This is a genomic window from Mesorhizobium sp. B3-1-6, assembly GCF_006439555.1.
Taxonomy (GTDB): Bacteria; Pseudomonadota; Alphaproteobacteria; order Rhizobiales; family Rhizobiaceae; genus Mesorhizobium.
Genome location: NZ_VFTM01000032.1, coordinates 52,138 through 76,437, shown reverse-complemented (window position 1 = coordinate 76,437; position 24,300 = coordinate 52,138). Strand labels below are relative to the sequence as shown.

The 24,300-nt window shown below is 64.7% G+C and carries 24 protein-coding genes and 1 tRNA gene; 12 read left to right on the top strand and 13 right to left on the bottom strand.

From position 1 onward, the window contains the following. Positions 1 to 95: 95 nt before the first annotated feature. Complete coding sequence (locus tag FJ414_RS25045; protein WP_140647050.1) at positions 96 to 743, bottom strand: LemA family protein; 648 nt, start codon at positions 741 to 743, stop codon at positions 96 to 98. 241 nt (positions 744 to 984) lie between these two features. Here FJ414_RS25045 and FJ414_RS25040 point away from each other — a divergent pair, with 241 nt between their 5' ends. From FJ414_RS25040 to FJ414_RS25015, 6 genes are all read left to right on the top strand, one after another. Next, entirely contained in the window at positions 985 to 1,236 is a 252-nt protein-coding gene (locus FJ414_RS25040; protein ID WP_140647049.1) for a hypothetical protein, read from the top strand. Positions 1,237 to 1,248: 12 nt separating this feature from the next. Then, positions 1,249 to 2,133 carry a pyridoxal kinase PdxY gene (pdxY, locus tag FJ414_RS25035; protein WP_140647048.1) on the top strand — a complete coding sequence of 295 codons (885 nt, stop codon included), beginning with the start codon at positions 1,249 to 1,251 and terminating at the stop codon, positions 2,131 to 2,133. After that, a complete protein-coding gene (locus FJ414_RS25030; protein ID WP_140647047.1) occupies positions 2,130 to 2,894 on the top strand; it encodes a DUF429 domain-containing protein in 765 nt (254 codons plus the stop codon). Before pdxY ends, FJ414_RS25030 begins: the two co-directional genes overlap by 4 nt. 147 nt (positions 2,895 to 3,041) lie before the next feature. Then, complete coding sequence (locus FJ414_RS25025) at positions 3,042 to 3,683, top strand: carbonic anhydrase (RefSeq protein ID WP_140647046.1); 642 nt, start codon at positions 3,042 to 3,044, stop codon at positions 3,681 to 3,683. 10 nt (positions 3,684 to 3,693) lie between these two features. Continuing rightward, on the top strand, positions 3,694 to 4,110 hold the full coding sequence (locus FJ414_RS25020) for a nuclear transport factor 2 family protein (protein ID WP_140647045.1): 417 nt from the start codon (positions 3,694 to 3,696) through the stop codon (positions 4,108 to 4,110). An 85-nt stretch (positions 4,111 to 4,195) separates the two neighbouring features. Then, positions 4,196 to 6,244, top strand: a complete 2,049-nt coding sequence (locus FJ414_RS25015; protein WP_140647044.1) for a M3 family metallopeptidase — start codon at positions 4,196 to 4,198, stop codon at positions 6,242 to 6,244. 4 nt (positions 6,245 to 6,248) lie between these two features. Here the strand turns inward: FJ414_RS25015 and FJ414_RS25010 are convergent, their stop codons facing one another. The 4 genes from FJ414_RS25010 to FJ414_RS24990 all read right to left on the bottom strand — a co-directional run bounded on the left by FJ414_RS25010 (position 6,249) and on the right by FJ414_RS24990 (position 11,162). Then, positions 6,249 to 7,748 carry a M81 family metallopeptidase gene (locus FJ414_RS25010; protein WP_140647043.1) on the bottom strand — a complete coding sequence of 500 codons (1,500 nt, stop codon included), beginning with the start codon at positions 7,746 to 7,748 and terminating at the stop codon, positions 6,249 to 6,251. A gap of 24 nt (positions 7,749 to 7,772) precedes the next feature. Then, positions 7,773 to 8,597 (bottom strand): carbohydrate ABC transporter permease, encoded by an 825-nt coding sequence (locus FJ414_RS25005; protein WP_140647042.1) that lies wholly within the window; start codon positions 8,595 to 8,597, stop codon positions 7,773 to 7,775. Further along, positions 8,594 to 9,463 carry a sugar ABC transporter permease gene (locus FJ414_RS25000; protein ID WP_140647041.1) on the bottom strand — a complete coding sequence of 290 codons (870 nt, stop codon included), beginning with the start codon at positions 9,461 to 9,463 and terminating at the stop codon, positions 8,594 to 8,596. The genes FJ414_RS25005 and FJ414_RS25000 overlap by 4 nt, the downstream gene beginning before the upstream one ends. A 469-nt stretch (positions 9,464 to 9,932) precedes the next feature. Next, positions 9,933 to 11,162: a sugar ABC transporter substrate-binding protein gene (locus tag FJ414_RS24990; RefSeq protein WP_140647039.1), complete on the bottom strand. Its 1,230-nt coding sequence runs from the start codon at positions 11,160 to 11,162 to the stop codon at positions 9,933 to 9,935. Between the two features lie 171 nt (positions 11,163 to 11,333). On the opposite strand from FJ414_RS24990, the gene FJ414_RS24985 reads away from it, so the two are divergent. Genes FJ414_RS24985 through FJ414_RS24975 form a run of 3 tightly spaced genes read left to right on the top strand, consistent with a single transcriptional unit; the run spans position 11,334 to position 14,065 of the window. Then, positions 11,334 to 12,104, top strand: a complete 771-nt coding sequence (locus FJ414_RS24985; protein ID WP_140647038.1) for an SDR family oxidoreductase — start codon at positions 11,334 to 11,336, stop codon at positions 12,102 to 12,104. A gap of 2 nt (positions 12,105 to 12,106) precedes the next feature. Further along, positions 12,107 to 13,174, top strand: a complete 1,068-nt coding sequence (ugpC, locus tag FJ414_RS24980; protein WP_140647037.1) for a sn-glycerol-3-phosphate ABC transporter ATP-binding protein UgpC — start codon at positions 12,107 to 12,109, stop codon at positions 13,172 to 13,174. A 9-nt stretch (positions 13,175 to 13,183) separates the two neighbouring features. Then, entirely contained in the window at positions 13,184 to 14,065 is an 882-nt protein-coding gene (locus FJ414_RS24975; RefSeq protein WP_140647036.1) for a MurR/RpiR family transcriptional regulator, read from the top strand. A gap of 427 nt (positions 14,066 to 14,492) precedes the next feature. On the opposite strand, the gene FJ414_RS24970 is transcribed toward FJ414_RS24975, so the two are convergent. Together FJ414_RS24970 and FJ414_RS24965 are read right to left on the bottom strand one after the other, a co-directional pair. Continuing rightward, complete coding sequence (locus FJ414_RS24970) at positions 14,493 to 14,804, bottom strand: DUF167 family protein (protein WP_140647035.1); 312 nt, start codon at positions 14,802 to 14,804, stop codon at positions 14,493 to 14,495. Further along, positions 14,804 to 15,103, bottom strand: a complete 300-nt coding sequence (locus FJ414_RS24965) for a YggT family protein (RefSeq protein ID WP_127876481.1) — start codon at positions 15,101 to 15,103, stop codon at positions 14,804 to 14,806. The genes FJ414_RS24970 and FJ414_RS24965 overlap by 1 nt, the downstream gene beginning before the upstream one ends. Positions 15,104 to 15,271: 168 nt before the next feature. Between FJ414_RS24965 and FJ414_RS24960 the strand changes: the two genes are divergently transcribed. The 3 genes from FJ414_RS24960 to FJ414_RS31590 all read left to right on the top strand — a co-directional run bounded on the left by FJ414_RS24960 (position 15,272) and on the right by FJ414_RS31590 (position 16,378). Beyond that, positions 15,272 to 15,347, top strand: a tRNA-Ala gene (locus FJ414_RS24960). Positions 15,348 to 15,523: 176 nt separating this feature from the next. Then, complete coding sequence (locus tag FJ414_RS24955; protein WP_140647034.1) at positions 15,524 to 15,967, top strand: hypothetical protein; 444 nt, start codon at positions 15,524 to 15,526, stop codon at positions 15,965 to 15,967. A 234-nt stretch (positions 15,968 to 16,201) separates the two neighbouring features. Then, positions 16,202 to 16,378, top strand: a complete 177-nt coding sequence (locus FJ414_RS31590) for a hypothetical protein (protein ID WP_181181708.1) — start codon at positions 16,202 to 16,204, stop codon at positions 16,376 to 16,378. A gap of 445 nt (positions 16,379 to 16,823) precedes the next feature. Here the strand turns inward: FJ414_RS31590 and FJ414_RS24950 are convergent, their stop codons facing one another. The 6 genes from FJ414_RS24950 to FJ414_RS24925 form a co-directional block, all read right to left on the bottom strand. Beyond that, entirely contained in the window at positions 16,824 to 17,318 is a 495-nt protein-coding gene (locus FJ414_RS24950; RefSeq protein ID WP_140647033.1) for a hypothetical protein, read from the bottom strand. Between the two features lie 96 nt (positions 17,319 to 17,414). Next, complete coding sequence (locus FJ414_RS24945; RefSeq protein ID WP_140647032.1) at positions 17,415 to 18,809, bottom strand: multicopper oxidase family protein; 1,395 nt, start codon at positions 18,807 to 18,809, stop codon at positions 17,415 to 17,417. A gap of 130 nt (positions 18,810 to 18,939) precedes the next feature. Further along, positions 18,940 to 20,760 (bottom strand): ABC transporter ATP-binding protein, encoded by a 1,821-nt coding sequence (locus FJ414_RS24940; protein WP_140647031.1) that lies wholly within the window; start codon positions 20,758 to 20,760, stop codon positions 18,940 to 18,942. Beyond that, positions 20,757 to 21,701, bottom strand: coding sequence for an acetamidase/formamidase family protein (locus FJ414_RS24935; RefSeq protein WP_140647030.1), 945 nt, complete (start codon positions 21,699 to 21,701; stop codon positions 20,757 to 20,759). The genes FJ414_RS24940 and FJ414_RS24935 overlap by 4 nt, the downstream gene beginning before the upstream one ends. Then, positions 21,691 to 23,334: an ABC transporter substrate-binding protein gene (locus tag FJ414_RS24930; RefSeq protein ID WP_140647029.1), complete on the bottom strand. Its 1,644-nt coding sequence runs from the start codon at positions 23,332 to 23,334 to the stop codon at positions 21,691 to 21,693. Before FJ414_RS24930 ends, FJ414_RS24935 begins: the two co-directional genes overlap by 11 nt. A gap of 34 nt (positions 23,335 to 23,368) precedes the next feature. Beyond that, positions 23,369 to 24,289, bottom strand: a complete 921-nt coding sequence (locus FJ414_RS24925; RefSeq protein ID WP_140647028.1) for an ABC transporter permease — start codon at positions 24,287 to 24,289, stop codon at positions 23,369 to 23,371. Between the last annotated feature and the right edge of the window lie 11 nt (positions 24,290 to 24,300).

The window sequence follows — 24,300 nt, the reverse complement described above, 5'->3', positions numbered from 1 at the left end:
AATCTCCCCCCTTGCGGGGGAGATGTCCGGCAGGACAGAGGGAGGTGTGAAGGAACTCAAGGCCTGCAAGCTCGATTAAATTTCAGTCGAGGCTCTCACCCGCCCTGCTTGGTGGTGCTCGTGCCGAAATCGACCTTCGGCACCTGCATCTTGTCCTCTTCCACCGTGAAGTTGGCGTAAGGTTCGTTGCCGCGGAACCACAACGTCGCCCACAGCACGGACGGGAAGGTCTTCAGCGTCAGATTGTAGTCCCTGACCGCCTGGATGTAGTCGCGCCGCGCCACCGCGATGCGGTTCTCGGTGCCTTCGAGCTGCGCCTGCAACGCCAGGAAGTTCTGGTTTGCCTTGAGGTCGGGATAGGCTTCCGACACCGCGATCAGCCGCGACAGCGCGCTGGTCAGCCCGGCCTGGGCATCCTGGAACTTCGTCAGCGCCTCGGGATCCTTCAGCGTGTCGGGCGTCACCGTGATCTGCGTCGCCTTGGCGCGCGCCTGGACGACCGCATCGAGCGTATCCTTTTCATGCGAGGCATAGCCCTTCACCGTCTCGACCAGGTTCGGGATCAGGTCGGAACGGCGCTGGTACTGGTTGAGCACCTCGCTCCAGGCCGCCTTGGCGTTCTCTTCCGCCGTCGGAATGGTGTTGTAGCCGCAGCCGGCGAGCAGCGGCAGCACGAAAGCCATCATCAGGAAGGCAGGCAGATTGCGGAAGACGGAAGGTGGTGAGAGGCGCTCTGTAATCATGGTTGGTCCCTCGACAGAAGTTACATGCGAAGCATTACCACAATCCACACGTAAGAAAATGTCCGGCCGATGACGCCGATTCCGGCGCGGGCGCGAGCCACTGTGAATAGTCGAGCGAACAGGATTCCCTCTCTTTGTTTGACGCAATTCCGGTCGGAAGGCCACGGCGAAGTCGCCGAGTCTAAACGCTTCGCACTTTTCCTGGAATTGCTCTAAGCTCCGGGCAGGAAAGGGCAATTGCATGGCCGAGCGCCGGGACGACGAGACCGAATCGCGCCGCATCCTCGAACGCGTGGCGCGCGAGACGGCGCCGGGCGGCGCGTCGTTCATCGCACGCACGGCGAAGGACGCGCGCGACCGTGTCACCGCCGCCGACGCCGACCGCGCCGATCCCATCGAATATTGGGGAACCCGCATTGGCCGAACGCTCGGTTTCGTCATTGCCATTGGGCTATTGGCCTGGCTGGTGTATGCCGCCACACGTGGCGGCTAGGATTCAGATTCCATGAATGCAGAAAAAACCGACGCGCCGCGCGCGGTCATCGTCATCTCCAGCCATGTCGCCCGCGGTTCGGTCGGCAACCGCGCCGCGGTCTTTGCGCTGGAGACGCTGGGTTTCCCGGTCTGGGCAGTGCCCACCGTCATCCTGCCCTGGCATCCGGGCCACAGCCGGGCCACGCGCATCGTGCCGCCGCTCGATCAGTTCAAGGCGCTGATGGCCGATCTCGAGCGCGCGCCGTGGCTGGGCGAGGTCAGGGCCGTGCTTTCGGGCTATCTCGGCGAGGCGGGCCAGGCGGAGGCCGTCGCTTCGCTGGTCGCCGCCGTCAAGGAAAAGACGCCGAACGCGCTTTACGTCTGCGACCCGGTGATGGGCGATTCCGGCGGGCTCTACGTGCCCGAGCCGACGGCCGTTGCCATGCGCGACAAATTGATGCCGATCGCGGATATCGCGACGCCCAACCGCTATGAGCTGGAATGGATGGCGGGCGCGCCGTTGCCCGACATCAAGGCGGTGACGGCGGCCGCACTTCATGCCGGCCCTTCGACCATGCTGGTGACCTCGGCACCCGCCATGATGATGGGCGGCACCGGCAATTTCCTGCTCGACGGCAGCCAAGCGCTGCTTGCCGAGCACCGCGTGATCGAGAAGCCGCCGAATGGGCTCGGCGACCTGACGGCCGCCGTCTATCTGGCGCGCGTTCTCTCCGGCCAGGCGCCGGTCAAGGCGCTGCAATCGACCACCGCCGCGGTCTACGAGATCCTCGCCCGCACCGCCAAGCGCGGCGGCGACGAGCTGCAGCTCGAAACCGACGCGCAGAGCCTGTCGCATCCGATGGCCATGGTGCAGCTGCGCCACCTGCTGCATCCGGGGCGGGACAAGCGGGCGTGACGCCAGACGGCGGCCTGGCCGGCGTCGACGGCTGCAAGGCCGGCTGGATCGCCGTCCACCGCGAAGCGGGCGTCGCGCCGTCGGTTTCGGTCTTCCCGAGCTTCCAGTCGCTGCTCGACGCACTGCCGAATGCCACCATCGCCGTCGACATGCCGATCGGCCTGCCGGATTTTTCGCGCAAGGGCGGCCGCGGACCGGAAGCGCTGGTGCGGCCGCTGCTCGGGGGGCGGCAATCGAGCGTGTTCGCCATCCCATCCCGAGCGGCGCTCTATGCCGACACCAGCGACTTCACCACGATCGAGGCCTGGTATGCGGCGCACCGGCTGGCATGCGCGGTGGCGATGGAGACCTCCGACCCACCGCGCGGCGTTTCGATCCAGGCCTTCGGTATTTTCTCAAAAATCCGCGAGATCGACCAGTTGGTGATCGCACGGCCCGATTTGCGTCGCCGCATCTTCGAATCGCATCCGGAAATGGCGTTCTGCCGGCTGAATGGCGGCGCGGCGATGACCTTGCCGAAGAAGATCAAGGGCGCGGTCAACCCGGCCGGCATGGAGGAGCGCAAGGCGCTGCTTTGCCGGCATGGCTACGAGAAAGCCTTTCTGGACCAGGCAGCGCCACGAGGCGCTGCGAGCGACGACTTCCTTGATGCGGCGGCGATGATGCTGATTGCCGGGCGGATCGCCAGCGGCAAGGCGCGACCGTCGCCCGATCCGCCGCAGGCCGACCGTTTCGGTATCCCCGTTGCCATCTGGGCATGACGCATATCGGGCCGAGCCATGATTGCCGCAACGATTGCGACGCAGCGATCCGCAATTCGGCATTGCCCGCGACCGGCTTTTGCCGTTAGAGCCTTTTTCCATCGCAACGAGCTGCCGTCTCAACCCCCGGAAAGGCTCTAGCCGCCAATGCCCCATCTGCCCGAGCACCTGCTGAACGGCTACCGCAACTTCATGACCGGTCGCTATCCTACCGAAAGCGACCGCTACCGCTCGCTGGCGCGGGAAGGCCAGGCGCCGGAGACGATGATCGTCGCCTGCTGCGATTCCCGCTCGGCCCCGGAAGCGATCTTCGACGCAGGGCCGGGCGAGCTCTTCGTGCTGCGCAATGTCGGCAATCTGGTGCCGCCCTATGAGCCGGACGGCGAGTTCCATTCGACCTCGGCCGCGCTCGAATTCGCCGTGCAGAGCCTCAAGGTGAAGAACATCGTGGTGATGGGACACGGCCGCTGCGGCGGCATTCGCGCCGCGCTCGACACCAATGCGGCGCCGCTGTCGCCCGGCGATTTCATCGGCAAATGGATGAGCCTGATCGCGCCAGCCGCCGAGACGGTGGCTGCCAGCACGATGATGACGGCGACGGAGCGCCAGACGGCGCTGGAGCGCATCTCCATCCGCTATTCGATCGCCAATCTGAGGACCTTTCCCTGCGTCTCGATCCTCGAAGGCAAGGGACGGCTCTCGCTGCACGGCGCCTGGTTCGACATCTCGACCGGGGAGCTCTGGGTGATGAACAAGGACACCGGCGATTTCGAGCGGCCGGAGCTGTGACGGAGGGATAATGCCCCGGAGCCAGTGGAAGGTCTTTCTCGCGGCGACGCTGCTCATGTCCACGATCGCCCGCGCCAGCGCCGATGACGGCGCCATCATCGATCGCTGGTACTCGGCGCTGCTGGTCGCCGACCGCACCGAATTGTCCGACCTGCTTGCCGACGACGTGCGCATGAAGCTCGACGACATCGGTGTCGTCCAGACCAAACAGGACTTCATCGCCTCGATCGACGAATGGCAGGGCGCGGTCGCGGGCGCCGCGATCCGCCACCGCGTCGAAAGGAGCGAGAACGGCGAGACCACGGTGCTCGCTTGCTACGACTTCCCCAGCAACGACACGCTGATGCGCGAGACCTTCACCGTCGCCGGCGGCCGCATCGTCGCCAGCACCCAGACGGCGGTGGCGCAGGATTGCAGCGCCTATTGAGGCGAAGCCCGAGTTGCGCCGTACGCGACACCGCCCTACATCCGGGCTGCCCTCCGCCTATCGAAACTCCCCGATTGGATCTGCCATGTCAAAAACCGTCGATCTCGCCGCCCATCCGCTGACCGTCTGGCAGGGACCGCTCGGCCTGCCGGATTTCTCGCGCGTCGGCGACAATGATTTCGGACCTGTCTTCGATGCGGCGCTCGAGGCGCACCAGGCCGAGATCGACGCGATCGCCGGCAACAGCGAGACGCCGACCGTCGAGAACACGCTGGCAGCGCTCGAGCTCGCGGGTGAGGCGCTCGACCATGTCTCGTCAATCTTCTGGTGCCGCGCCGGCGCCCATACCAACGACACGATCCAGGCGATGGAGCGCGAGGTTTCGCCGAAGATGTCGCGGCATTTCTCGGCGATCTCGATGAACGAAAAACTGTTTGCCCGCATCGACGACCTTTACCAGCGGCGCGACAGCCTCAAGCTCGATGCCGAAACGCTGCGCGTGCTGGAGAAGACCTGGAAGGGCTTTGTCCGGGCAGGCGCGAAACTCGACGCCCATGGCAAGAAACGGCTCGCGGCCATCAATGAGGAGCTTTCCTCGCTCGGCACCAAATTCGGCCAGAACGTGCTGGCCGACGAGCGCGACTGGGCGCTGTTCCTCGACGAGGCCGATCTTGCCGGCCTGCCCGATTTCCTGAAGAGCGCCATGGCCGAAGCGGCCGAGATCCGCGGCCAGAAGGGCCGCTACGCGGTGACGTTGTCGCGCTCGATCTATGAGCCGTTCTCGACCTTTTCCGAGCGCCGCGACCTGCGCGAGATCGCGTTCAAAGCCTTCATCATGCGCGGCCAGAATGGCGGCGCTTCCGACAACACCGATGTCGTGCGCGACATGCTGAAGCTGCGCGCCGAGAAGGCGAAGCTGCTGGGCTACGGCTCGTTCGCGGCGCTCAAGCTCGACGACACGATGGCCAAGACGCCGAAGGCCGTGCATGACCTGCTCGATCCTGTGTGGGAAAAAGCGCTGGAAAAGGCCGCCGCTGACCAGAAGGAGCTGGAACGGCTGGCTACCGAGGCGGGCAGCAACGAGAAATTCGCGGCGTGGGACTGGCGCTTCTACCAGGAAAAGCTGCGCGCCGAGAAATTCGCATTCGACGAGGCGGAGCTGAAGCCTTACCTGCGGCTTGAGCGGGTCATCGAGGCCTGCTTCGACGTCGCCACCAAACTGTTCGGCATCACCTTCGAGGAGAAGAAGGGCATCGCCGCCTGGCATCCCGATGCGCGTGTCTTCGTGGTCAAGAATGCCGACGGCAGCGAGCGCGGCCTGTTCCTGGCCGACTATTTCGCGAGGCCCTCAAAACGCTCCGGCGCGTGGATGAGCGCGCTGCGGTCCGGCTATAAACTCGGTCATGGCGCCAAGCCGGTCATCTACAACATCATGAATTTCGCCAAGCCGCCGGCCGGCGAGGCGGCACTTCTGTCGGTCGACGAGGCCAAGACGCTGTTCCACGAATTCGGCCATGCGCTGCACGGCATGCTGACCGAGGTGACCTGGCCGTCGGTTTCGGGCACGTCGGTCAGCCGCGATTTCGTCGAATTGCCTTCACAGCTATACGAGCATTGGCTGACGGTGCCCGCGGTGCTGGAAAAGCACGCGCTGCACGTCAAGACCGGCAAGCCGATGCCGAAGGCGCTGCTCGACAAGATGCTCGCCGCCCGCACATTCGGCGCGGGTTTCGCGACGGTCGAGTTCACCGCCTCGGCGCTGATCGACATGGCTTATCACGCGCGGCCGGACGCGCCCACCGAGCCGCTTCGATACGAAGCCGAGACGCTCGAAAAGCTGCATATGCCCGACACGATCGCGATGCGCCATCGCACCCCGCATTTCGGCCATGTCTTCGCCGGCGACGGTTATTCAGCCGGCTACTATTCCTACATGTGGTCGGAAGTGCTCGACGCCGATGCCTTCGCGGCTTTCGAGGAGACGGGCGATCCCTTCAATCCCGCGCTCGCCGAGCGGCTGCGGAAGAACATCTATGCCGCCGGCGGCTCGAAGGACCCGGAGGAGCTCTACACGGCCTTTCGCGGCAAGATGCCTTCGCCCGAGGCGATGATGGTGAAGCGCGGGCTGGTGTGATTGGCTAATCTCCCACAAGGGGGGAGATTGGCAGTTTCCACGGATCCGCCACCCTCGGCCAGATCGGCCTCGTCAGCTTCCTGTAATCCGTCTTCGCCGGATTGCTCGGATAGGAACTCGGTGCCGCGACGTAGATGATCTCGGCGGCGATCGGCGCGAAGCCGGCGTAGAAATGGTTGGTCGACTTGATCAGCAGGATGTCTTTCGCCAGCGGATCGATGCCGATGTTGGAAAAGATATCCGGCTCGAAGGTCTGGGTGCGGTTGGTGTTCAAGATGATTTCGACCTCGGTGCCTTCGATGCGCACCACCGCCGAAGGTCCCAGCGTCACGCGGCTCGGGCCGAAGCTCTGCCAGCCCTCATTGGTGGTCTTCAGCACCGTGACGCGGGCGTCGATCGGCTCGCCGGCCTGAGGGCCGGCCTTGCCGCCGAAGCGCAGGTCGATGACGGCGCCTTCGCCGGCCGCGTGGCAGAAGGTGACCGCGATCGGATCCCAGATCGTCGCCACGCCGACCTTGTCGATTCCGCGCTCAAGCAGCTCGCGCAGCACGATGGTGCCGTCGCCAGGCACGCCGCCGCCCGGATTGTCCCAGATGTCGGCGATCACGACCGGCTTGTCCTGGCGCTCGGCCCGCACAGCCAGCGCCTGCTCTATGCCTGCCGAGGCGGAAAGCATCGTCATCGCTGTCTTTTCACGCAAGGCGTAGAGCTCGCGCCCCAGCGTTTCCGCGAGCTTGTCGCCCTTTTCCTTGTCGTTGTCGGTGACGACCAGGATGCGCGTGCCCATCTCCGGCACGTCGGCGGCCATGAAGCCGTGGATGACCGAGACCGACAGCACGCCGTCCTTGCCATGCAGCGCCTTGATCCTGTCGACGAAGGAGCGCATCGGCTCGCGGCTGGTTGGCAGCACCTGGATCATGCGGCAGTCGAAGGTCGAGATCACCGGCTTGATCTCGCCGCGCGCCGCGGCAAGGCCAAGCTCGACGACGTGCTCGCCGCGCTCGTAGAAATCGGTGTGTGGGAATTCGAGGAAATAGGCCATGACATTGCAGGCCGCGACGCGTTTCGGCGTCAGGTGGCTATGCGGATCGAACTCGGAGGCGATCACCACCTTTGGGCCGACGATGGCGCGCACGCGTTCCAGCAGATCGCCTTCACAATCATCATAGCCTTGCGCGACCATGGCGCCATGCAGGCCGAGGATCACCGCATCGACCGGCAGCGCGGCCTTGAGCTGATCGAGGATCTCGTCGCGCAGCGCCTCATAGGTCTGGCGCTGCACGAGGCCGCCGGGCTCCGCCCAGGTGGCGGTGCCTTCGATGACCGTCAATCCTTCCTTGGCCGCGCATTTGCGTAAAGCCACGATCGGCGAGGAGCAGAGCGTCGGCGTCTCGGGGTGCTTGCCCGGACCGGCATAGAAGGCCATCTCGAACGAGGCCCGGTCGGTCGGCACCGGCGAGAAGGTGTTGGTTTCCGTCGCCAGCGAGGCGGTGAAGATGCGCATGAACGCTCCGTAGCGGAATATCGGCTATTTGACGGCGCCGAGCGCCAGTCCGCGGACCAGATAGCGCTGCAGCCAGATGAAGAGGATCGCCACCGGCAGTGTCGCCAGCAGCGTGGCTGCCATGACATGGTGCCATTCGATCGTATAGCGGCCGGCGACCAGCGAGAAAACCTGGATCGGCAACGTGTAGCTTTCCTGGCTGCGCAGCATGGTGAGCGCGACGACAAACTCGTTCCAGGCGTTGATGAAGGTGAAGATCGCCGTCACGGCGATCGCCGGCAGGCAGAGCGGCAGGAAGACCTTGCGCAAGGTCAGCCAGCGGCCGGCGCCTTCCATCCAGGCGGCCTCCTCGAGGTCGCGCGGAATGGTGTCGAAATAGCTCTGCAGCATCCACACCGTGAAGGCGACGTTGAAGGCCATGTAGATGAAGCCGAGCGCGGTGGTCGATTCGACCAGGCCCCAGGCGGCCATCAGGCGGAACAGGCCGAGCACCAGCACGATCGGCGAGATCATCTGCGAGATCAAAAGGAACTGGCGGAACGCGCCATAGCCGGCAAAACGAAAGCGCGACATCGCATAGGCCGCCGGCACCGAGATCAGGATGGCGCCGATGGTCGCCAGCGCCGAGACATAGAGCGAGTTGACGAGGGCTTGGCCGAAGCCGGTCGCCACCCACATGTCGGCGAAATTCGACCAGCGGAATTCGCTCGGCCACCAGGTGGGGGTGAGCACCTCCGTGCGCGGCTTGACGGCGGTGAGGAACATCACGGCGAAGGGAAAGATCGTCACCACGATCAATGGCAAAAGCAGCAGCCAGGCGATGATGGTGCGTTTCAGCTTGCTGGTCATGCGCGCTGCTCCCGCATGGCAAGCCGCACATAGATCATGGTGAAGACGAGCAGGATGGCGAACATCACCAGCGACACCGCCGAGGCTTCGCCCAGCTTACCGATGCGGAAGGCGAGCTTGTAGAGATGCGTGACCAATATGTCGGTCGAGTTCGCCGGCCCCCCTTGAGTCATCACCCAGATGATTGGGAAGGAGTTGAACACGTAGATGGTGTTGAGCACGATCGCGATGTTGATGAAGGGTTTCAAGAGCGGAAACGTGATCTCGCGGAACTGCTGGAAAGGCGTGGCGCCCTCGAGTGCCGCGGCCTCATAGAGATCGTCGGGGATCGAGGACAGGCCGCCGAGGAAGATCGTGGTGGTGAAGGGTACCGTCACCAATATGCCGATCAGCACCTGCATCGGGAAGGCGGTCTCGGCGCTCGCAAGCCACTGGATGTTCTGGCTGATCAGGCCGAGCTTCATCAGCGCCGAATTCAACATGCCGCTCTCGCCGCTGAGCGCCCAGCGCCAGACCACCGCGGTCATGGTCAGCGACACTGCCCAGGGCAGCATGATGATGACGCGGGCGAGGCCGCGGCCATAAAAATCCATGTTGAGGATCATCGCCACCGGGACCGACAAAAGCAGCGCGCCGCCGACCACCAGCACGGTCCACAGCCCGGTGCGCCAGAGCGCCGCGACGAAATCCGGATCGGCGAACAACTCGGCGAAGTTGGCGAAGCCGCTGAACTCGCGCAACTGGCCGAAGCGGTTGACGTCATGCGTCGAGATCTGCAGCAGATCCCAGACCGGCCAGAAGATCACCACCGCCGCCAAGAGCAGGCTGGGGAGCGTCAGCAGATAGGGCAGGAAACGATTTTGCATCGGCTGGTCATACCGCGTTGCGGGTGGATGGCGCTGACTTAACAGATTGACTTGATCCCGCCTCGTTCTTCTCAGGAGACCGCTTCAGGATTCCTTCCAAGTGGCGGCGCTGTTCCTATCCTGTGCGCCCGTCCTCCGCGGCGGTTGCGGAAGAGAGCCCTTCCTCTCCCCCGTCGATCGGGGGAGAGGTGTCGAGCGAAGCTCGACGGAGTGGGGGTCGACCCTTGGGGGGCAGGGGGAGGTGATGCTTGCGCCGAGTGCCCTTCGTGTGTCCGTTCGCGGCGGTTGCCAGGTGGTTCCCCCACTCCGTCTCGGCTTCGCCGAGCCACCTCTCCCCCCTCCGGAGGGAGAGGAAGGAGGCTGGCTGGAAGGCGCTGACATCGATGATCTGTCTTTCTGCTGAAGACCAAAAAGGTGTGGCGCGCTCCGACGGGGTGGAGCGCGCCACGGGGCGCAGGGAGATACGCCCTTATTTCTTTTTCAGCACGGCGTCGGCCTTGGCCGCCGCGTCCTTCAAACCGGCCTCGGGGTCGCCGCCAAGATAGATCTTCTGCATGGCGTCCGACGTGATCTGGGCGATCTCTTCCCAGCCGGGGATGACCGGCGCGAAGCGGGCGTCGGGCAAGAGCGCGGTGAAGGCGGCGAGGTCGGCGTTGTTGACGTAATAGTCCATCTTCGCCTCTTCCTTGTTCACCGGCAGGAAGCCTTCGCCTTGCGTGAACTTGGCGCGCTGCTCCTTGGTGAACAGGAAGTCGAGCAGCTTCCAGGCCTCGTCCTTGTTCTTGGAGTTCTTGAACATGATGATGCTATCGGTGACGCCATAGGTGCCGCGCGCGCCGGTCGGACCGGCCGGGATGGCCGCGACGCCGTATTTGAGGTTCGGCGCTTCATCCTTGATCTGGTTGGACAGGAAGGGCGCGGTGATCATCATGCCGACCTTGCCCTGCTTGAACAGGTTCTGCACGTCCTCGCGGTTGTTGGAGGTGACGCCCGGCTCCGTCAGGCCCTCGTCGATCATCGACTTGTAGAGCTTGGCGGCTTCGAGCGCGCCGGGCGTGCTCAGGCCGGACGTGCCGTCCTTGTTGAGGATCTCGGTGCCCTGCGACCACATCGCATAATAGTAATAGACGTCGGTCTCGATCTCCTTGCCCTGCAGGCCGAAGCCGAAAGCGCCTTGAGCCTTGATCTTGCGGGCGTCTTCCTGCAACTCGGTCCAGGTCGCCGGCGGCTTGGCGATGCCGGCCTTCTCGAACAGCTCCTTGTTGTAATACATGGCGCGCGCCGAAGCCGCGATCGGCAGGCCGTAAGTGTGGCCGTCCATGATCGAGGGCTGCAGGAAGGTGTCGATGAAGCGGTCCTTGAACTCGGGCTTGATGTAGCTGTCGAGCGGCTCGGCGACATCCTGCTGGACGAAGTCGATCAGCCAGCGCGTGCCGATGATCGAAAGATCGGCATTGGTGCCGGCGGTGATGTCGGTGGTGAGCTTCTGCAGGAGCACATCCCATGGCACCACTTCATACTTGATGGTGATGCCGGGATTGGCCGCCTCGAATTCCTTCTTCACTTCCTCGAAATAGGGGCCGGTCTTGGCGCTGTATTCGGCGACGGTGACGCGCACCTCGCCGGCACCGGCAGGTGCGGCAAAAGCCAGCATGCTCATTCCGGCCAACAGGCCGACAGTCCATTTCGCAAGGCTCATCTGATCTCTCCCATTGATGCACGTTGGCGCCTGGACCCTTGGGGCGCAGGATTTATGTTACTTTCCTACATTATCCATCATTTCGTGTCATGCAAGCGGATTATCATGTTGCTTAATTACATTTGCTTGGTTAGCCTGCCGGCTTAAAATGAGGGTGGAGGAGCGGGCAAATTGGGTTCGAAAGCCGAGTTCGAAGGCAAGACAATTGTCGTCACCGGCGCCGGCGGCGGCCTCGGTTCGGCGATCGTTGAGCTCATGGCGGAGCGCGGCGCGCGAATCGTCGGCTGCGACCAGTCGACGGAAGCGCTGGCCAGTCCGCATGTCGCGTCGCGCCATGTCTTAAACCTGCTCGACCGGGCCTCGATCGAAGCGGCGATCCCCGCGCTGCTCGACAAGGACGGCGTCCCCGACATCCTGATCAACAATGCCGGCTGGACGCGCGCCGAGACCTTGAAGGCGCTGACGGCGGACAAAATCGAGCAGGAGCTCGACCTCAATTTGACCGGCGTGATGACTTTTGCCGATCCGCTGATCAAGGCGATGGCCGGGCGCGGTTCGGGCAGCGTCGTCTTCATTTCCTCGGTCAACGCCATCGCGCATTTCGGCAATCCGGCCTATGCCGCGGCCAAGGCCGGCATCAACGCCTATGCCAAATCGGTCGCCGTCGAGCTCGGCCGCAGCGGGTTGCGGGCCAATGTCGTGTGCCCGGGGTCGATCCGCACCGCCGCCTGGGACCATCGCCTGGCCAAGGATCCCGAGATCCTCGGCCGGCTGCAGCGGCTCTATCCACTCGGCCGCATCGTCAACGCACGGGAAGTGGCCGAGGCCGTCGCCTTCCTTGCCTCCGAGCGCGCTTCCGGCATAACAGGTGCCGTGGTGCCCGTGGACGCCGGACTGACGGCCGGCTACCTGCCTTTCATCGACGATATATTGGGAGCGTGACCATGACCGACGTCCAGTTCCGCAACCTGTCGAAATCCTTCGGCCAGCACAAAATCCTCGAGGACATCAACCTCGATATCCGGACCGGCGAGTTCGTCGTGCTGGTCGGCCCGTCCGGCTGCGGCAAGTCCACCCTGTTGCGCATGCTGGCAGGGCTGGAGGCGATCACCTCCGGCGATCTCGTCATCGGCGGCACGCGCGCCAACGAGCTGCCGCCGCAGAAGCGCAACATCGCCATGGTGTTCCAGTCCTACGCGCTGTTCCCGCATTTGAAGGCTGCGGAAAATATCGGCTTCGGCCCGAAAATCCGCGGCGAGAACCGCGCCGCGATCGACGAGAAGGTCAAGAAGGCGTCGGGCGTGCTCAACCTCTTCTCCTATCTCGATCGCTATCCAAGGCAATTGTCGGGCGGCCAGCGCCAGCGCGTCGCCATGGGCCGTGCCATCGTGCGCGAGCCTTCGGTCTTCCTCTTCGACGAGCCGCTTTCCAATCTCGACGCGCAATTGCGCGTGCAGATGCGCACCGAGATCAAGGCGCTCCACCAGCGGCTGAAATCGACCATCGTCTACGTCACCCACGACCAGATCGAAGCGATGACCATGGCCGACCGCATCGTCGTGATGGATCGCGGCCGCATCCAGCAGGTCGGCCAGCCGCTGGAGCTCTACGACCGGCCGGCCAACAAATTCGTCGCCGGCTTCATCGGCTCGCCCTCGATGAGTTTCGTCTCCGGCGCGCTGAAGACGGCCGGAGCCAACTCCTGGTTTGAAACGACGAGCGGCGGCCGCCTGGCGCTCTCGGGCAAGGCCACGTCCGGCGGCGACACGGTCGAGGCCGGCATCAGGCCCGAGCATTTCGTGGTTGGCGCCGGCGACGACGCCATCGCCATCAAGGTCGATGTCGTCGAGCCGACCGGGTCGGAAACGCATGTCTATGGCTCGGTCGGCGATGACACGGTGCGCGCGGTGTTCCGCGACCGGCTGCAGGTAAAGCCGGGCGACCGGCTGCCGGTGAGCGTCGACCCGCGCAACATCCACCTCTTCGACAAGTCGACGGGCCTGCCGCTCTGAGATGATGACATGAAGACCCCGGCCGACATCATCACCCGCCTGCAATTGATGTCGCAGGACGGCACCAAGTCGGATCGCCGGCTAGCCGGACTGGTGCTTTCCGACCTCGATTTCGCCTCCAAGGCCGCGATCTCGGAGATCGCCGCGCGCGTCGGGGTCAGCGAGCCGACCGTCACCCGCTTCTGCCGCAATCTCGGCTGCGAGGGCCTGCGCGATTTCAAGTTCTACCTGGCGCAGGCGATCGCCATCGGCGGCCAGTATCTGTCGCCGGAGCCGCTCAGCCGCGACGCGCGCGAGCAGCGCATCGCCTCGGCGATAACCGAAGCGGCGATCGCCGCCATCCAGCGCGCCAGCGAAAACCTCGATATGACGACGCTGATGGATGTCGCCGCCCGCATCGCCGCTTCCGGCAACGTGCTGTGCATCGGCTCGGGCGGCATTTCCTCGATGATGGCGACCGAGATGCAGAACCGGCTGTTCCGGCTCGGCCTGTCGGCGCTCGCCCAGATCGACGGCCAGCTGCAGCGCATGTATGCCGCGGTGGCGACGCCCGAGACGACGCTGGTCGCCTTCTCGGTATCGGGCTATGCGCGCTCGGTGATCGAGGCGGTCGAGGTGGCGCAGCAATATGGCGCCGCCACCGTCGCCATCACAGCGCCGGATTCGGCTCTGGCCAAGGTTGCCGACACGGTGATCCTTTTGCAGTCGGTCGAGGACGGCAACATCTACAAGCCGACCTCGTCGCGCTACGCGCTTTTGGCCATCCTCGACATGATCGCCACCACGGTGGCGGAATCACGCGGCCCGAAAGTGCTGGAGAATTTGCGCCGCATCAAGCAGAGCGTGAACACGCTGAAGGTGGACGATCCGAGGCTGCCGCTGGGGGACTGAGCGGTTGCAGTGGCTTGCGCCGTCAGCGCTGGCGATCCCTCGCGCCCTCCTCTGGCCGCTACGCGATGCACGCCTCTTCTGGCGTGACCGATCAGGCCGAGGCTTGATTGCCAGGTGGTTCCCCCAATCCGTCGCTGCTTCGCAGCGCCACCTTTCCCCCCTCCGGAGGGAAAGGAAGGGAGCGTTGCTGGACGAGCATTGACGGCAAAAAGCTTGGCACGCCTTCCTCTACCCCGTCGATCGGGGGAGAGGTGGCTCGGCGAAGCCGAGACGGAGTGGGGGTCGACCAGCGCAGCATAGGATAACGCAAGCGCCAAGCTGCTACGCACGCTATCGCCAAAGGCCAGCCGCCTGGAAATGTGTGCATGCTGTAGCCTCTGTCCGGCAGGACAGAGGGGGCCCGTCCCGCCTGCATCTCAAATTTAGATTATCCGATCAGAGCTTCGACGCTTTTCGCCAGCTCGGCCCCATCACCCACTATCCGCAGCGTCTTCAGCCGCGAGGTGCCGCCGGCAACCACCGAAACGCCCGACGCCGGAACACCCAACGCCTTGGCCATCATCCGTTCCAGCGCTTGATTGGCGGCGCCGTTCTCCGGCACGGCGCGCACGCGGGCTTTAAGGTGACTGCGGCCATCGACGGTGGTCTCGACGCCGTCGATCCGGTCGAGCGCCGCCTTCGGCGTCAGCCGCACGTAAAGGTCGATGCCGTTCTCGCGCAGCCGGAACGACGGGCTCATCAGCCGCCGGTCACGACCCAGGACCAGACGGTGGTAACGAGAAACTGCCGGATGAAGAAAAGGATCAGAAGCAGGATGATCGGCGAAATGTCGATGCCGCCAAGATCGGGCATGAAGCGGCGGATCGGGCGCAAGGCCGGATCGGTCAGCCGGTAGAGCATGTTGCCGACGGAACCGACGAACTGGTTGCGCGAATTGACGACGTTGAAGGCGTAGAGCCACGAAAAGATCGCCGAGGCGATGATGATCCACCAGTAGATATCAAGCGCCATGACGATGGTCTGAATAAGGGCGATCATGCCGGTCTCCAAATTGTCGCCGACATGTAGCCATTGCTAGGCGTGCGGGCAAGGCCCGCGGGGCTTGCCGAGCGGGCAAAGGCCCGCCGGCCTCGGCGCATGGCGTCAGGCCATCGTTTCGCCTTGACATCAAACGGCCGCGACCGATACAAGCCCATCCGCTGGAACGGGGCTGTAGCTCAGCTGGGAGAGCGCATCGTTCGCAATGATGAGGTCAGGGGTTCGATCCCCCTCAGCTCCACCAGCCAGCACAAGCAAGTGCTTCTCATCGCTTCCGCCTTCCTCGCTCAGCATTTTGTGACCGCCGGATTTCGGGCGCGTGCCTGGAACCAATGGTGGGGCAAGACGGTTCAGCTATACTTTTGAAGCTGATATGCCCCCGCCGGCTGGGTAAGCGGCGATGCTCGAGGAGTTTCCACCATGCAGATTTCGTCCAGGTTCCGTTCCGTCGCGGTCGCGGCAATCGCCGCCGCGGGCGTGAGCATAACCAGCGCCGCGCATGCCGACAGCGGCACGATCCGCTTTTCCGTCTACAAGGCCGCCTTCTTCATCGGCGGCTCCGGCGGCGAAGGCACGCTGACCTTCCATGGCAAGCGCTATCCGATCTCGATCGGCGGCGTCTCGGGCGGCCTCGCCTTCGGCGCGTCCAAGACCTATTTCCAGGGCAGGGTGCGCCACATCCGACGCGCCAGCGATGTGACAGGCGTCTACGGCGCAGCCGGCGGCGGCGGCGCGCTCGGCAGAGGCGCCCAGGTGATCGTCATGACCAATGACAAGGGCGCCCAGCTCGAGCTTACCGGCCGGCAGGTCGGCCTGCAGGTCAACGCCGACCTCAGCGGTATGAGCATCGCGCTGAAGAGGTAGGAGGCAGGAGCTCCGTCCGTTAATCCTGGATGGGTCGGATCCGCCGAACGCAGAGGTCCGGCCCCCTTTCCACACGTATGTCACCGGCCAAGATCATTCGCATACGCATGTTTCCAAACCCGTGAGTTTGGAAACGATCGGCCATTTCGCGCGCCATTGCGGCGAAACGGACCGGGCGTATTCATCCCGCATCCGACGGCGCGACGCCGTCTCAACGGAACAGGGGAATGCGAAATGTCCATGCTTGGAAATCTCGGCCGCTCCATCATGCGCCAGCATAACGACGCCAAAGCCAGAAGCCTCATGAACAGCCTGTCGCCCGAGCTGCAGAAGGACATCGGCTGGGAGGCCGCGCAGGGCACGCGCGAAAAGGCGCGGCTCGCGCGGATCGTGTTCGCCGGCACGCGCTGAGCAGCCCTGGCCCTTCGTTTCGAACGCGACGGGGGCTTTTCCGATCCCGGCCCGCCACGCCCTACGACAGCGACATGTCAGCCATTCCAATGGAGGTAATGCCAATGTCAGTGCTTGGAACCCTGCTTCATTTCACCCGCGCGGTTGTCCGCGCGCATAACAACGCCAAGGTCCGAAACCTTATGGATGCGCCTCGGGCGCAGGCTGAAGCCGGCGCGGAAAGGCCCGTCACGGACATCGAAAGGCGTTCCTCGCAGCGCGACAGACGATCGAAGTAACGGTCGTCGTTTCAGCGCCGGGCAGGGCTTCGAAAGGACGCGGCTTCGATGCGCAGGCAGATCGAGCATCTCGGCCTGGCGGAAAGAGCTGTCAGCAAGCGGGACAGCAATGCCCGCATCCGATGTCCGAGAATATCCGCTCGCAACGGTGTGTCACTTAGCCCCGCCTATCGGGATGCTGCCGGCGCCTTGTAATGGCGTTGGCGCGCATAGGCCACGCAGGCGTCCACCGTGCTGACACAGAGTGCATCGCGGCTGTTCGGCAAGTTGTTGTCGCCGGCATAGGCGACCTCGGCGACGTGGCCGTCGAGCATGCGTATCTGCGTGTTGCAATAGCCGCCGGGAGCAACATTGACTGATCCGCCGACAGCGGGAATCGGGCCTGCGGTCAAGGTCGGCACCGCAATGCTGAGATTGCCGCGTTGCACGGTGCGCTGGTAGGTCCAGATCTGACCGGACGAACCCACATCCGCCGTAGCGGTCGGAAAGCCGGCGCACATGCGAATGTCGGCCTCGCTCAATCCGACCAATTCCTTGCGGGCGGCAGAGGTCGTGACGTCCTCTTTCGCGACCCGCGACGTATCGTCAGGGATGACGCAGGATGACAGAAGGGGGAGGCCTGCCGCAAGAAGGGCAAGTTTTCGAATGCGCGAAGATGTCATGCCGTCGGTCGGAGTTGCGTGTTGCCCGGCCTGCCCAGTTGGCTACCTAGGCAATCAAGCGGCGGGGTCAACCCGCCTCGCGAAAACGAGACGGCTTCAGGTCACCCGCAGATAGCTCGTCATGCCGGTCTTCTGGTGCTCGATGATGTGGCAATGCAGCAGCCAGTCGCCGGGATTGTCGGCGACGAAGCCGAGTTGCACCTTCTCGTCAGGCTGGATCAGATAGGTGTCGGAGACCAGCGGCTGGACTGCCCTGGTCGATGACGACAGCACCTTGAAGCTCATGCCGTGCAAATGGATCGGGTGCGCGTGCGGGGTGAGGTTTTCCATGTCGATGACATAGCTTTGGCCGAGCTTCAGCTCGGCGAGCGGCGCGGTGGGGTCCGGCGTGTCGCCCGGCCACGGCACCTTGTTGATCGCCCAGAAACTGTAGCCGAGCGAGCCGCAAATGCCGTCGCCCGGGACATTCTCGGCGGTCGCGCTGAGCGCCAGCGGAATGCGCTTGGCGCCGGCAAGGTCTACCTCCGCCACCGGATTGGCGTCGAGCGGGCCGAGATCGCGCAGATCGTGCCTGAGCGATTCGCCGACCGAACGCAGCGTCGCCAGGATTTTCGGCTTGGTGCCCCGGACGTCGCGCAGGCTGACGATCGCGCCCTCCTCGTCGGGCATGCGGATGGCAAGCTCGAGCCGCTGGCCGGGTCCCAGTTGCAGGGCATCCGGCGTAAACCGTTGCGGCACCGGGTTGCCGTCGAGCGCTATGACCGTCGCCTCGGCGCCGTCGACGCGGAAGGCATAGATGCGGGTGACGTCGGTGATGGCCGCCCTAAGCCGCACCAGCCCGCCGGCCGGCGCATCGAATTGCGGCTGGTCGAGCCAGTTGGCGGTGCGCACCGTGCCGAAGGTGCCGGCCCTTGCCGCGTCGCGCGGCCTGAACGGCTCGATGAACTGGCCGTCGTCGCCAAGCCGCCAGTCGCGCAGGTTGACGACCATCTCGACATCGAAGACCGGGTCGTTCGGGTTCTCGACCACGATCACGCCGGTCAGGCCGTGACCCATCTGGATCAGCGTGTTGCAATGCGGGTGGTACCAGAACGTGCCGGCGTCGGGCGGCGAAAACGCGTAGTCGAAACGGTCGCCCTGATAGACATAGGGCTGCACCAGGAACGGCACGCCATCCATCTTGTTGGGAACGCGGATGCCATGCCAGTGGATGGTCGTCGGATCGTCGATGCCGTTGATCAGCCGCGCGGCGAACGGCTCGCCCTTCCTCATCCTGACCACCGGCGGCATGCCGGCTTCGCCGTAGGTCAGCACATTCTTCGTCGGCGCACCCTCCATCAGTTGCGCCTCGATGCTCGCGGTCTTCAGGACCAGCGGCTCGGGCTTCGGCGCCGCCCAGCCGGCAAACTTGCCGGCAGCCGAGAGGCCGATACCGGCCGCGCCGGCGGCCGCGGCGCCCTGCAGGAGTTTGCGGCGTGTGAGGACCGACATTGGAATCCCGAAACAGATGAGTGGCGGTCTCAGGCCTTATCATCATTCGGGCACATCCCGAAACGGACAGATCGCCGCCCGCAAGCAAGATCGGTCACAGGCCGGAATGCGGCCAGCTGCGTGGCTCCGATCAATCTCCGACGGCGGCGAGATGCCCGCCGCCGAAATCCTTGAGCACAAGTTTCGGCACGGTTTCGCCGATCCGCCGGGTCGCGCTTGGAATTTCGCGGTCGAGACGGGAAAAGCGTGTCCGGCGTCGTGACGGATCGGGAACCGGCACCGCCTCGATAAGCCGCCCCGTGTAGGGATGGCGCGGGTTGGAAAAGACCTGGTCGCGGCTGCCGATCTCGACGATCTGGCCGAGATACATGACGGCGACGCGGTCCGAGATGTTCTCGACCACCGCCATGTCATGCGAGATGAAGAGATAGGCGACGCCGAATTCGCGTTGCAGCTCCTTCAAAAGATCGAGCACGCGCGCCTGCACCGAGACATCGAGAGCCGACACGCTCTCGTCGGCGATGATCAGCTTCGGCCTTAGCGCCAGCGCCCGGGCGATGCAGATGCGCTGGCGCTGGCCCCCAGAGAATTCATGCGGATAGAGCTCCATCTGTGCTGCCGACAGGCCGACCCGCTCGAACAGGGCAGCCACTTGGCTCTGACGTTCCTGCTGTGAGCCGATGCCGTGGATCAGAAGCGGCTCGGCCACCAGATCGCCGACGCGCATGCGCGGATCGAGCGAAGCGTAAGGATCCTGGAACACCATCTGCACGTCGCGGCGCACCGCCTTGCGCGCGTCGCCGCCAAGCCCGGAGAGCTCGCGGCCGCCGATCGTCACGCCGCCCGTATAGGGCACGAGGCCGGCCAGCGCCTTGGCGGTGGTGGACTTGCCGCAGCCGGATTCGCCAACCAGCGCCAGCGTCTCGTTGGGCGCGATCGAGAAGCTGACGCCCTCGACGGCGTGGACCCGCCGGTTGACGCGACCGAAGAAGCCGCCGCGCAGGTCGAAGCGGACATGGAGGTCGTTCACCACCGCCACCTTGTCCTGACCGGTTGCGCCGGCTGCCCCTCCCGTGACGCGCCGACCAGCGCCCGAGCCGATGCGCGGAACGGCGGCCAGCAATTCTTGCGTATAGGCGGCCCGCGGCCTGGCGAAAATGTCGGCGGTGGCGCCTTCCTCGACCATGCGGCCGTTGCGCATGACGATGACCCTATCGGCCATTTCAGCGACGACGCCCATGTCGTGGGTGATGAGGATCACGCTGGTGCCGTGCTGGCGCTGCAGGTCGCGCAGCAGCTCCAGCACCTCGCCCTGGACCGTGACGTCGAGCGCCGTCGTCGGCTCGTCGGCGATGAGCACGTCGGGCTCCAGCGCCAGCGCCATGGCGATCATCACTCGCTGGCGCATGCCGCCCGACAATTCGTGCGGAAACTGCTTCAGCCGGCTTTCGGCTTCGGAAATTCGAACCGCCTTCAGCGCCTCGACCGCGCGCCGTTGCGCCTCGGCGTGGGAAAGGCCGGTATGCGCTTCGATCGATTCGGTGAGCTGCCGGCCGATCGACAGCACCGGATTGAGCGAGGTCATCGGCTCCTGGAAGATCATGGCGATGCGATCGCCCCGAATGTCGCGCATGCGGCGCTCGTCGAGCGCCGTCAGTTCGATGGCACTGCCATCCTTGTCGAAGAGCCGGATTGTCCCGGAAGCGATGCGGCCGGCCGGCTGCGGCAGGAGCTGCATGATCGCCAGCGCCGTCATCGACTTGCCGGAACCGGACTCGCCGGCGATGCACAGCGTCTCGCCGCGTCTGAGCGACAGCGACAGGCCGGACACGACTTCGCGCTCGCCGTCCTCCCCGCGCACGCCGACGCAGAGGTCGGTGATTTCGAGCACCGGCCCCGCGGCCGCCTTTGCGGCGGCGTCAGCGTGTTCGTCGACCACGGCTGCGCTCATTCGAAGACGCAGCGCGGGAAGTAGAACGACACCACCCAGTTCGGCATGTCGACGATCTCGCTGATCCTGAGATCGCCGCAGACCGAGACCAGCATGTAGGCATCGACCGGGTCGAGCTTGTAACGGGCGGACAGCAGGTCGACCATCTGGCTGACTGCCTCTCTGGCCCCGGCCATCAGGTCCGGTCCGATGCCCGTCGTCACCTCGTAGCCCTTGGTGTCGAGATGCCGCGTCACCGGGCCGGGCGTGGTGAAACGCGGCGTCTTCAGCCGCGCGTCCTTCACCAGGTCGAGCTTCAGCACGACGTCCATCGGACTCTCGATCGCCGTGCCGCATACCTCGCCGTCGCCTTGCGCGGCATGAGTGTCGCCGACCGAGAACAGCGCGCCCGGCACTTCCACCGGCAGATAGAGCGTGGTGCCCGCGGCAAGGTCGCGGATGTCGAGATTGCCGCCGACACGCCGTGGCGGCACCACCGAATGCAGGCCCATCTCGGCCAACGCGTTGCCGATGGTGCCGGCGAACGGTTTCAGCGGCACGCGGGCGTTCTTTCCGAACAACGCCGGCTCGAGCGAGCCGGCGTCGTATGTCCAGATGTTGAGCGCCGGTTCCTTGAAGTCGTCGGCGAGCAGGCCGAAGCCCGGGATGTTCGCCGTCCAGCCGAAGCCGGACGGTTTGAACATCTCGATCGTCACCTTCAGCGCATCGCCGGGCTCGGCACCCTCGACGAAGATCGGCCCGGTCACCGGGTTGACCTTGGAGAAGTCGAGCCGGGCCACGTCGGCGACCGTGCTGTCGGCCTGGAGCTGGCCACCCGCCGCATCTAGGCACTGGAACTCGATCGTTGAACCGGGCGCCACCCGTTCGGCCGGGGCGAAGGAATTGTCCCAGCCGAAATGGTGATGGTGCCCGTGGATGGTGTAGTCGCAGTTACTGCACATCTTTCACATACACATTGTCGTAGTTGATCGGGATATGGACCGGGTCGACATAGAGATTGTCGGCGCCGCCCATGCGGGCTGATTTCAGCGTGAAGCGCTGCTCGTTGAAGACCGGCGCCCAGGGCGCGTCCTCCATGATCTTGTCATAGATCGCGCTCCACATCTTCTCGCGTTCCTCGGACTTGGCCGGGTCGACGACGGAATCGGCCTCGGCCGCCTTGGCGTCGAGATCCTTGTTGCAATACCACGACCAGTTCCAGCCGCCGGGCACAGCGCCGGCGCAACCGAGGATCGGGCCGTAGAAATTGGAGGGATCCGGGAAGTCGGCGATCCAGGCCATGCCGCCCGACCAGATCATCGGCGCGCCGGCCTTGTCGCCGCCGGCGGCGATCACATTGGCCTGGGCCAGCGACTGGATGCTGGCCTTGATACCGATGGCCGCCAGATCCTGCTGAATCGCCTGGGCGATGCGCGGATTGGGATCGGTGTTCATGGCGAAGAGCTGCGTCTCGAAGCCGTCGGGATGGCCGGCCTCGGCGAGCAGGGCCTTGGCCTTGGCGACGTCATAGGCATAACCCTTGAACGCCTTGTCGTAGCCGGGCATCGAGGGCGGCAGCGGCTGGTTGGCCGGCACCGCGCGATTGTTGATCATCTGGACGATGCGGCCCTTGTTGATCGCCATGTTGACAGCCTGGCGCACCTTGACATTGTCGAAGGGCGCCATGGTGGTGTTCATGGTGACGTAGCCGGTGTGCAGCTGTCCGCCCACCACGACGCGGGCCTTCTGCTCAGGATCGTTCATCACCTCCTGGAACTTGGCCGGCGGAATGCCGTCGCCGGGGACGTCGATCTCGCCCTTCTGCAGGCGCAGCAGCGCCACGATCGGCTCCTGGCCGATCTCGAAGGTGATCTTGTCGAGATGCGGCAGGCCCTTGTGCCAGTAATCGGGATTGCGCTCGAAGACGATGCGCTGGCCGAGCGTCCATTCGGCGAGCTTGAAGGCGCCGGTCCCGACCGGATGCTTGCCGAAGTCGGCGCCGTATTTCTCGACCTCCTCCTTCGGCACGACATGCGAGAAGTTGATCGCCATGACATGCAGGAAGGTGGCGTCCGGCCGGGTCAGCTCGAACTTGATCGTGTAGGGGTCGACCACGGTGACGCCGGAGAGGCTGTCGGCCTTGCCGGCGGCGACATCGTCGTAACCCTTGATCGAGCCGAAGAAGCCAGCGCCAGGGCTTTGCGTCTTCGGGTTGGTGACGCGGTCGAGCGAATATTTGACGTCGTCGGCGGTCATCTCGCGGCCGTTATGGAACTTCACGCCATGGCGCAGCTTGAAGGTGAAGGTCTTGCCGTCCGGCAAGATCTCGTAGCTCTCGGCGAGGTCGGGCTTGAGCTTTGTGGTGCCGGGCTCATAGTCCATCAGCCCGTCGAACAGGCTCTTGATCATCGACCAGTTTTGCCAGTCATAGCCGATCGCCGGGTCGAGGGTCGCGACATCGTCCTTGTAGGTGATGGTGATGGCGCCGCCCTGCTTGATGTTCGGGTCGACCGCGTCTTCGGCGCGCGCGTTTGCCATGCCGAGCATCAGCGCCAGCGCCGATGCCGCGACGGTGGATGCGAGAAACTTTTTCATTTTTATGTTCCCTTTCTCTGTTCGGTTTTCATTTTCATCTGAGTTTAATCCGGGGGTCGATGAAGGGGGCGATGATGTCGGCCAAAAGGTTGCCGAGCACGATGGCGAAGGCCGAGACCAGGGTGACGCCCATGATGATCGGGATGTCGACGCGCTGGATCGCCTGCCAGGCGAGCTGGCCGATGCCCGGCCAGCCGAACACGCTTTCGACCACCACGATGCCGCCCATGAAGATGCCGACGTCGATGCCGATCATGGCGACGACCGGCAGGATGGCGTTGGGCAGCGCGTGACGGAACAGGATGGCGCCGCGCGCCAGGCCCTTGGCGCGGGCGGTTCGCATATAGTCCTGGCGCAGCACGTCGATCATCGACGAGCGCATCATGCGCGCATACCAGCCGGCGCCGAGTATGCCCATGGTCAGCGACGGCAGCACGAGGTGGCGCCAGCCGCCGTAGCCGCCGATCGGGAACCAGCCGAGCCTGACGGCGAAGACGTAGAGCAGCAGCAGGCCGACGACGAATTGCGGCGCCGAGACGCCGACGAAGGAGGCGACCATCAGGGTCTGGTCGGTGGCGGTGCCGCGCCTGACGGCGGCGATCAGCCCCATGGTGAGGCCGATCGCCAGCTCGCAAAGGATGGCGCCGACCATCAGCAGCAGGCTGGCCGGCAGCCGCGAGACGATGAGTTCGGTGACTTCCGAGCGCTGGATGTAGGAGCGGCCGAGATCGCCACTGACGAGCCTCGTGAGATAGTGCCAGTACTGGACGATGAAGGGCTGGTCGAGGCCGAGCTGGCGGCGGATGTTCTCCACCGTTTCGGGGGTGGCGCTGCGCCCGGCGATCTGGCGCACCGGATCGGCCGGCAAAAGATAGAGCAGCGCGAAGGTGATCAGCGAGACGCCGAGCAGGATGAGCAGCGACTGGATGAGCCGGCGGCCGAGATAGGCAATCATGATCGGCCCCC